The following is an 8,288-nucleotide window of genomic DNA, read 5'->3' as shown; positions in this document are numbered from 1 at the left end:
GCCAGTGCTAGCTTTGCGTACCGTCACTTATTGCACTGAAAACGAGGAGACCCCAGATAAGACGGAGACAACATGACTGATCGGACGCTGTCCGCGGCATCGCAGGCCGCCCCCGCACGCATCAGTGCCGGCGAACTGGCCGCACGGATAGACCGCCTTCCGGCCACGCGCAGCACCTGGAGCCTGGTCCTGCTGCTCTCGCTGGGGGCCTACTTCGAGTTCTATGAGCTCTTCTCCACGGCCTATGTGCTGCCAGGGATCATCCACAGCGGCGTGCTCAGCGCGACCACGGAAGGCTTCTTCGCCCTCGACGGCGCGGCGAGCTATATCGCCGCGACATTCCTTGGCCTCCTGATCGGCGTACTGGCATTCGGGTCGATTGCCGATCGACTTGGGCGGCGCTCGGTATTCACCGTCGCCCTGCTCTGGTATTCGGCGTCGGCGGTATGCATGGCGTTCCAGCACGACGCGGCCTGGCTGAACTTCTGGCGGTTGATGACGGGCATCGGCCTCGGCGTGGAGCTGGTCACCATCGACGCCTACCTGAGCGAACTCGTGCCGGCGCGCATCCGTGGCCGCGCGTTCGCGGTGAGCGCGGTGATTTCCTACCTTGCCGTGCCGTCAGTCGCGCTGATGGCCTGGTGGTTCGTGCCGCGCACCGTGCTGGGTCTCGACGGCTGGCGCGTGGTGGTGCTGATGGGCGGCGTCGGAGCACTGTTCGTCTGGCTGTTGCGGCTGGGCCTGCCGGAAAGCCCTCGCTGGCTGGCCAGCCATGGCCGATTGCAGCAGGCCACGGCAGTGGTCGAGCAACTGGAAGCAAAAGCCCGCCAGCAGAGTGGCCGCCCCTTGCCGGCACCTCTCCCGCCGCGCGAGGTGCCCGTTGGCAAACCGGCCGCCTTCCGCGAGATCTGGCGCGCGCCATACCGACGCCGGACGGTCATGCTCGTACTGTTCCACGCCGCCCAGGCCATTGGTCTCTATGGCTTTTCGAACTGGATGCCCACGTTCCTGGTGCAGCGCGGCGTGGGGCTCTCCTCAAGCCTCGAGTACGGATTGATGGTCTCCCTCGTCGCACCGCTTGGCCCGCTGCTGGCGGTGGCCTTCGTCGATCGTGTCGAGCGCAAGACCCTGATCGTGGTCTCCGCGCTGGTAATGGCCGGCGCAGGCACGATGTTCGTGAACCTGAACAGCGGCGTCGCCATCCTGATGACCGGCGCGCTGCTGACACTCGGGGGAACCATGATTTCGCTGGGCTTCCACTCGTACCAGGCCGAGCTGTATCCGACGCGCCACCGCGCCAAGGCGATCGGCTTCGTCTATGCCGTGAGCCGTGTCTCCGGCGCATTGAGCGGATTCCTGATCGCCGCATCCCTGAAACATGCGGGCGTGCCCGGCGCGGTGGGGCTCATCGTCGCCTGCATGCTGCTGGTCGCCCTGAGTATTGGCCTGCTCGGACCGCGTACCTCCGGCCTCTCGCTCGAGGAGATCAGTCAGTGACCCAACCCTTCGCATCATCCTCAAATCAAGCCAGGAGACCTCGATGACCGCTGCCACCCAGCTACGCCAACTGCTCGCCCGACCGGAAATCGTGGTCGCACCGGGCGCTTATGACGGCCTGACCGCCCGCCTCGTTCAGCAGGCGGGATTCAGCGCCGTGTACATGACCGGCGCCGGCACCGCCGCTGCCCGCGGGTTCCCGGACTTCGGCCTGCTCGGCATGAGCGAAATGGTCGAGAACGCTGCCGTGCTCGCGCGTTCGGTGGACATCCCGCTGATAGCCGATGCCGACACCGGCTATGGCAACGAGCTCAACGTCACGCGCACCGTGCGCGAGTTCGAATCCCGCAACGTCGCGGCCATCCATATCGAGGACCAGGTCTTCTCCAAACGCTGCGGCCACCTGGACGGCAAGGAGATCGTGGAACGAAACGAGTTCCTCGCCAAGATCCGCGCCGCCGTCGCCGCGCGGCGGCATCCGGACTTCACGATCATCGCGCGGACCGATGCGCGCGCCGTGGTCAGCCTCGAAGAGGCCATCACCCGCGCGAACCTCGCACTTGAGGCCGGCGCCGATATGGCATTCGTGGAAGCGCCGCAAACCCGCGAAGAAGTCGCCACCATCCCGCGCGAAGTCGGCGGGCCTTGCCTGCTCAATCTGGTCCCCACCGGACGCACACCGCTGCTGCCATTCGCGGAAGCGGAGGCACTCGGATATCGCATGGTCATCCTTCCCGGTCTTCTGCTCAAGGCCTCCATCGAAGCCTGCGACACCGTGCTGCAGGACGTGCAGCGCGAGGGGCAAATGCCCGCGCCCCAGATGGACGCGACCGTCGCCGCGCTGTTCCGCCGGCTGGGTGCCGACGAATGGAGCGCGCTCCGGCAGCACTTCCAGCAAAGCCATCAGGAGTGAAGCATGGGTCGAACGCTTTTTGACAAGGTCTGGGATGCGCATGTCATCAAGGACCTCGGTGACGGCTGGGCGCTACTGCACATTGACCGGCATCTGCTGCACGATCTCTCCGGCGCGCCGGCCCTGGGGGAGCTCGCCAAGCGCAAGCTGCCGCCGCACAACCCGGAACTGTGCTTTGCAACGCCCGATCACGTCGTCTCCAGCGCGCCCGGCCGCACGGAAACAACGTATCCACTTGGTGCCATGCTCTGGGCCGGGCTCAAGCAGGGGAGCGAGAAAGGCCGCATTCGTCTGTTCGATCTCGGCCAGCCGGGTCAGGGCATCGTTCACGTCATGGCGCCCGAACTGGGCATCGCGCTCCCCGGCACGACCCTGGTCTGCGGTGACAGCCATACGTGTACCAACGGCGGCCTTGGCGCGCTGGCCTTCGGTATCGGCTCGTCCGAAATCGTGCATGTGCTGGCTACACAGACGCTGCGCCAACAAAAGCCGCGGCGTATGCGCGTGCGTGTCGATGGACGACTGCCCAGGGGCGTGACACCGAAAGACCTGGCCCTGCATATCATCGCAACACTCGGGGCATCCGCCGGCGTCGGCCACGCCGTGGAGTTCGCCGGACCGGCGATCGAATCCATGCCGATCGAGGGCCGGCTGACCTTGTGCAACCTCGCGGTGGAGCTGGGCGCCAAATTCGCCATGGTCGCACCGGACGACGCGACGTTCGACTACCTGCGCGACCGGCCATTCGCACCAAAAGGCGAGTTGTTCGAACGTGCCGTCGAGACGTGGCGGTCCCTTGCCGGCGACGCGGACGCCGTGTTCGATCGAGAAGAACGCATCGTTGCCGAAGCCGTGCGTCCGGTGATTACGTGGGGCACCAGTCCGGACCAGGCAGTCGCCATCGACCAGTGCGTTCCCCACCCGGACAGTGCCCCAAGCCCGGCCGTAGCGGAGGAATGGCGCGCAGCGCAGGCGTACATGGGGCTCGAGGCCGGACAGGCATTGGCAGGCACGCCCGTCGACTGGGTTTTCATCGGCTCTTGCGCCAACTCCCGGCTGTCGGATCTGCGCGATGCCGCGCACGTCGTGCGTGGCCGCAGCGTAGCCGCCGGCGTGACAGCCTGGGTGGTGCCCGGCTCCGAGCTGGTCAAGCGCGCCGCCGAGGCCGAAGGGCTGGATCGCGTCTTCGAAGATGCTGGATTCCAGTGGCGGGAGCCCGGCTGCAGCATGTGCGTGGCGGCGAACGGTGAACAGGTGCCTCCGGGCGCGCGAGCGGTCTCCACCTCGAACCGCAATTTCGTCGGCCGTCAGGGACCGGGCGCCCGCACGCATCTGGCCAGCCCGGCCATGGCAGCGGCTGCGGCGATCACTGGGGTGTTGACCGACATTCGGAGCTTCTGAGATGCAACCGTTCCATACACTTGCTGGCCTTGCGGCGCCGTTGCCCCGCGCCAACCTCGATACCGATGTCATCATCCGCATCGATCGCCTCACCACCGTACCCAGAGACCAACTTGGCGTGCACGCCTTCGAGGCGATTCGTTACCTGGCCGATGGCAGCCCCGATCCGGCATTCCTTCCGGCCCAGCCTGAGTTCTCCGGCGCGCCGATTCTTGTCAGCGGTGCCAATTTCGGCTGCGGCTCGTCGCGCGAGAGCGCCGTCTGGGCGCTGCAGTCGATGGGCTATCGGTGCATCATCGCGCCAAGCTTCGGCAGCATCTTCTACAACAACTGCTTCCAGAACGGCATCCTGCCCTTGATTCTCGACGAGGCGCTGGTCAGCGAACTGATGAACCTCGCGCGCCATGCCATCCCGTTCAAGGTGGATCTCCAGCACAAGGTGGTCGAAGCCGGCGATCGCCGCTGGAGCTTCGATATCGACCCACTCCGCCGGGAGATGCTCCTCCAGGGCCTCGACGAGATCGGGGGCACGCTGCTCGAAGACAACCAGATCCGTGCCTGGCAGGCCGCCGACCGTCAGCGCCGGCCCTGGGTATGGGACCTGTCCGAAGCCAATGCCGATAGCGGAAGCGGAGTCAAATCATGCTGAGCCGCCTGCTGGGACGTCTCCTGAAAGGACGAAGGGCCGGAGAGCAACGCCTTGCCTGGCATCACCCGGCCGTTGCCTCTGCCCCCGCTCTGCTGGAACTCAGCAGCGGCAGCTTCGGCGCCGGGCAAACGATTCCGGTCGCGCACGCCGGCAAGGGCGTCGGCGAGAATCGCTCGCCCGCACTCGCCTGGCGCGGCTTGCCTTCGGAGACCGAGGAACTGGTGCTGATCATCGAAGATGCCGATGCGCCCTTGCCACGCCCATTCGTGCACATGATCGCCACCGGCATCGACCCCAACCTGCCCGGCCTGCCGGAGGCCGCCTTCAATCCACCGGCAAGCATCCATGCCGTGCTGGGCCGCAACAGCTTCGGCAAAACCGCCTATGCCGGCCCGAGAGCCCTGCCCGGCCACGGCCCCCATCGCTACTCCTTCCAGTTGCTGGCACTCAACGGGAAACTGCATTTCGACAAACCGCCGACGCTGCCCGAAGTGCTGGCGCAGCTTGACCGATCGGTCCTCGCTCGGGGCCGTCTGGATGGCATTTTCGAACGTATCTGAAAACATGGAGAACAGCATGAGCGAACAGGCTCGACGACAGGCCAGCGATCCCTCGGGCCCGACCGGCCAACTGGCTACCTGGCTGGCCAACTTCGACTTGAGCGCGGTGCCTGACACCGTGCGCGAACGGGCCAGGTTGCTGCTGCTGGACGGCGTGGGTTGCGCGCTGGTTGGCGCCCAGTTGCCGTGGTCCCGCACCGCGGTTGAATCGGTCATGGCCCTCGAAGCCGAAGGGCCGTGCAGCATCATTGGATGGGGTCGCAAGGCGACTGCTCCGGTGGCCGCCTTGCTCAATGGCACCTTTATCCAGGGATTCGAGCTCGACGACTTCCACCCGCTGGCGCCGCTGCATAGCGCGTCACTGATCCTGCCTTCGCTGCTCGCCACGGCGGAAAGACTCGGCGGCATCCGTGGCGATCGGATGCTGGCGGCGGCGATCGCCGGCTTCGAGGTGGGTCCGCGCGTCGGCCTGGCCCTGCACGGTGGCCAAATGTTGTCGCGTGGATGGCATTCGGGTCCGGTGTTCGGCACGCACGCGGCGGCGGCGGCCGTGGGCTCGCTGCTGCAACTGGATGCCGCGGGCTTCGAAGACGCCCTTGGACTGGCGGCAACGCAGTCCGCCGGTCTGATGGCCGCGCAATATGAAGCGATGTCGAAGCGTATGCACCACGGCTTTGCCGCGCGTAACGGACTCTACGCCGCCCATCTGGCGGCCAGCGGCTACAGCGGTATCCAGCGCGTTTTCGAGCGCGAGTACGGTGGCTTTCTCTCGACCTTCGGCGAGGGGCACAACCCCGATGCCACACAGATCGCGCACGGACTCGGCGAGCACTGGGAGACGCCCCGCTTCGTGCTCAAGGCCCATGCGGCGATGGGCGGGCTGCACGCGGGCATCGACGCCCTCCTCGATCTCGTCGCCACGCACCGGTTCCGCGCCGAGGATGTGGAGCGCATCGACGTCGACCTTTCCCACGCCGTCTATCACCACGGCTGGTGGGACCTCGCGCGGCCAATCACGCCGATTGCCGCCCAGATGAACATCGCCTACGCGCTTGCGGTAACCCTGCTGGACGGCGAAGCCATGGTGCGACAGTTCGCGCCCGAGCGCATCGACCGCGATGACGTGTGGGCACTCATTCCACGGATTCGCGCGCACCACGACGCCGGATTCGACCAGGCCGGCGCGCTTGGCCGTGGCCGGACCCGCCTGCGCATTCGCCTGCGTGACGGCACCGAGTTGCAGGCCGAACAACCTGCCCCCAAGTCCGCCCTGCAACCGATGAGCCGCGAGCAGGTGGTGGCCAAGTACCGCCGACTCACCGACGGCCTGCTACCCGCGCAGCGCCAGCGCGCCATCGAGGATTGCCTGCTGTCGCTGGATGACCTGGAGGATTCGGGCACGCTCACCGAACTACTGGCGGGACCGGTAGGATCGGCGATGTCGTAGCGCCGATCTCACCCTGCCAAGACCACGTTCAAGGCCTCGTTCACCGCGGCGATCACGGGCAGCCAGTCGCCCGGCGTGGTCTGCCTGACCAGCCGTGCAGACGGATACCAGCGACTGTGCGTCGCATCCTGCCGCCAGCGCCAGTCAGCGGCCACGGCGAGCATCAGCCACAGTGGCTTGCCCATGGCACCGGCAAGATGCGCAATGGCGGTGTCGATCGACACAACGGCGTCGAGCGTTCCGATGATCGCCGCGGTGTCGGCCATGTCCTCGATGTGATGCCTGAAATCATGCAGCCGTCCGGTGCCGGCGTACATGGCAAGGTGTTGCGCATCATCGGCGGGGATGTCCCGCTGCAGCACAATCCAGTCGATGTCATCGCGCGCGAATAGCGGCGCGAGCAGATGCAGCGGGATGGCGCGGTTCTCGTTGGCGCGTATCCGTCCCGACCAGGCGATGCCGACGCGACGGCGCTTCAGGCCCGACAATCTGGCGCGCCACGTCTCGCGGCTGGCCTCGGGCACCGGCAGCGGCGCCGGCATGTCCGGAATGCTGTCCATCGACGTGCCAAGCATGAGCGGCAGACTCATCAGCGGGCACCACGCTTGCGCCTCGGGCGGCGCATCGTCCAGCGCGACGATTGAAACTCCCCACTGCAACGCCAGCGGCTTGAGCAGCCGCAGCAATGCCGATTGCACACGCAGGACCACCTTGCCCACACGGTCGCTTGCAAGTGGCACGAAGCGCAGGAAATGGAGCGTGTCGCCGAGGCCTTGTTCTGCGTCGACGACCAGGCAGCCGTCGAGCGGCGCGCCCGACCAGCGCGGCCACTGTGGCTCGCCAGCGTAGGCATCGAGCTTCAGGCGCCACTCGTATTCCGGCAGTCCACGCGCGAAATCTCCCGCCGACAACCAGTTCATCGCCCGGTGGAAATGGGCGACGGGCCAACCCGGCCGCAGTGCCAGCACGCGCTGGAACGCAGCTTCGGCTTGCACGTAGTGCCCGAGCGCGAGGTGTGCGATACCGAGGTTGAACCACGCGGGCGAGCATTGCGCATCGTGTTGCGTTGCCAGCCCCAGTTGCTCGATGGCCTGCGCGTACCGCTCGATCGCGCACAAGGTGGTGCCGGCACCCAGACGCGCCTCGACGGAGGTAGGATCGAGCATGATGGCGCGCAAGAACGCCTCCGCCGCAGGAACGCCATGCCCCGCCCCTTGCAACGCATGGCCAAGCAGCGTGTGGAGTCGCGCCTGACCCGGGGCAACTGCGATGGCCCGACGGGCAGCCACTACTGCCTCAGCATGAAGGCCGAGCGCCAACCTTGCCGAAGCGAGGTTGGCCAGCGCTGCCGCGTCCTGCGGCTGTAGCCGGATCACCGCCTCGAAACTCTCCACTGCCTCGGCGGCCTTGCCGGCGGCCATCCACGCTAGCCCAAGGTTGAAATGCGCTGCCGGCATGGCAGGTGCGAGTTGCGTCGCCCGGACGAGGCACGTCACCGCAGCGGCAAAATCGCCGGCTGCCTTGCAGGCGATGCCGAGGTTGACGATCACACCAGCATCGCCAGGGGCGAGCACGGCGGCGCGCCGCAATTGCGCCACGGCTTCGGCCGGTCGGCCCGCCTGGTGGCACAGCAGACCAAGATGGTGATACGCACCCGCGTGTCGAGGGTCCGATGCCAGCGCGACGCGATACAGGCGCTCCGCGCTTGCGAGGTCGCCGTGCCGGTGCGCATTCATGGCTTGCTCGAAGGCGGGTGTCTTGGCTTGTGTTGATTTCCATGCAAAGCTGACCCACCATTTCCATCGAATCTTGACCCACCCT

General features: G+C 66.6%; 7 protein-coding genes. 6 read left to right on the top strand and 1 reads right to left on the bottom strand.

What is annotated here, in order from left to right:
- Positions 1 to 72 precede the first annotated feature (72 nt).
- From QZ609_RS21650 to QZ609_RS21625, 6 genes are read left to right on the top strand one after another with little or no spacing between them, the layout of a single operon-like run.
- Positions 73 to 1,497 carry an MFS transporter gene (locus QZ609_RS21650; protein ID WP_008644270.1) on the top strand — a complete coding sequence of 475 codons (1,425 nt, stop codon included), beginning with the start codon at positions 73 to 75 and terminating at the stop codon, positions 1,495 to 1,497.
- Between the two features lie 43 nt (positions 1,498 to 1,540).
- The gene (locus QZ609_RS21645; RefSeq protein ID WP_035883230.1) at positions 1,541 to 2,410 is read left to right on the top strand and encodes an isocitrate lyase/PEP mutase family protein; all 870 of its coding nucleotides are present in this window, start codon (positions 1,541 to 1,543) and stop codon (positions 2,408 to 2,410) included.
- 3 nt (positions 2,411 to 2,413) lie between these two features.
- Positions 2,414 to 3,811: a 3-isopropylmalate dehydratase large subunit gene (gene leuC / locus QZ609_RS21640; RefSeq protein ID WP_008644272.1), complete on the top strand. Its 1,398-nt coding sequence runs from the start codon at positions 2,414 to 2,416 to the stop codon at positions 3,809 to 3,811.
- 1 nt (position 3,812) lies between these two features.
- Positions 3,813 to 4,460, top strand: coding sequence for a 3-isopropylmalate dehydratase small subunit (leuD, locus tag QZ609_RS21635; RefSeq protein ID WP_008644273.1), 648 nt, complete (start codon positions 3,813 to 3,815; stop codon positions 4,458 to 4,460).
- Positions 4,454 to 5,020, top strand: coding sequence for a YbhB/YbcL family Raf kinase inhibitor-like protein (locus QZ609_RS21630; RefSeq protein WP_008644275.1), 567 nt, complete (start codon positions 4,454 to 4,456; stop codon positions 5,018 to 5,020). The genes leuD and QZ609_RS21630 overlap by 7 nt, the downstream gene beginning before the upstream one ends.
- Before the next feature lie 16 nt (positions 5,021 to 5,036).
- A complete protein-coding gene (locus QZ609_RS21625) occupies positions 5,037 to 6,467 on the top strand; it encodes an MmgE/PrpD family protein (RefSeq protein ID WP_008644277.1) in 1,431 nt (476 codons plus the stop codon).
- An 8-nt stretch (positions 6,468 to 6,475) separates the two neighbouring features.
- On the opposite strand, the gene QZ609_RS21620 is transcribed toward QZ609_RS21625, so the two are convergent.
- Positions 6,476 to 8,288, bottom strand: a 1,813-nt coding sequence (locus QZ609_RS21620) for a tetratricopeptide repeat protein (RefSeq protein WP_295499434.1), incomplete at its 5' end; no start/stop codon positions are given.

The organism is uncultured Ralstonia sp. (genome assembly GCA_913056305.1).
In the GTDB taxonomy this organism is placed as follows: Bacteria; Pseudomonadota; Gammaproteobacteria; order Burkholderiales; family Burkholderiaceae; genus Ralstonia.
The sequence above is the reverse complement of the archived record's forward strand: the minus strand, read 5'-3'. Positions and strand labels throughout refer to the sequence as shown.

Excerpts from the sequence above, each read along its gene's own strand:
- QZ609_RS21650 (WP_008644270.1), top strand. The coding sequence starts at position 73 with ATGACTGATCGGACGCTGTCCGCGGCATCGCAGGCCGCCCCCGCACGC.
- QZ609_RS21645 (WP_035883230.1), top strand. The coding sequence starts at position 1,541 with ATGACCGCTGCCACCCAGCTACGCCAACTGCTCGCCCGACCGGAAATC.
- leuC (WP_008644272.1), top strand. The coding sequence starts at position 2,414 with ATGGGTCGAACGCTTTTTGACAAGGTCTGGGATGCGCATGTCATCAAG.
- leuD (WP_008644273.1), top strand. The coding sequence starts at position 3,813 with ATGCAACCGTTCCATACACTTGCTGGCCTTGCGGCGCCGTTGCCCCGC.
- QZ609_RS21630 (WP_008644275.1), top strand. The coding sequence starts at position 4,454 with ATGCTGAGCCGCCTGCTGGGACGTCTCCTGAAAGGACGAAGGGCCGGA.
- QZ609_RS21625 (WP_008644277.1), top strand. The coding sequence starts at position 5,037 with ATGAGCGAACAGGCTCGACGACAGGCCAGCGATCCCTCGGGCCCGACC.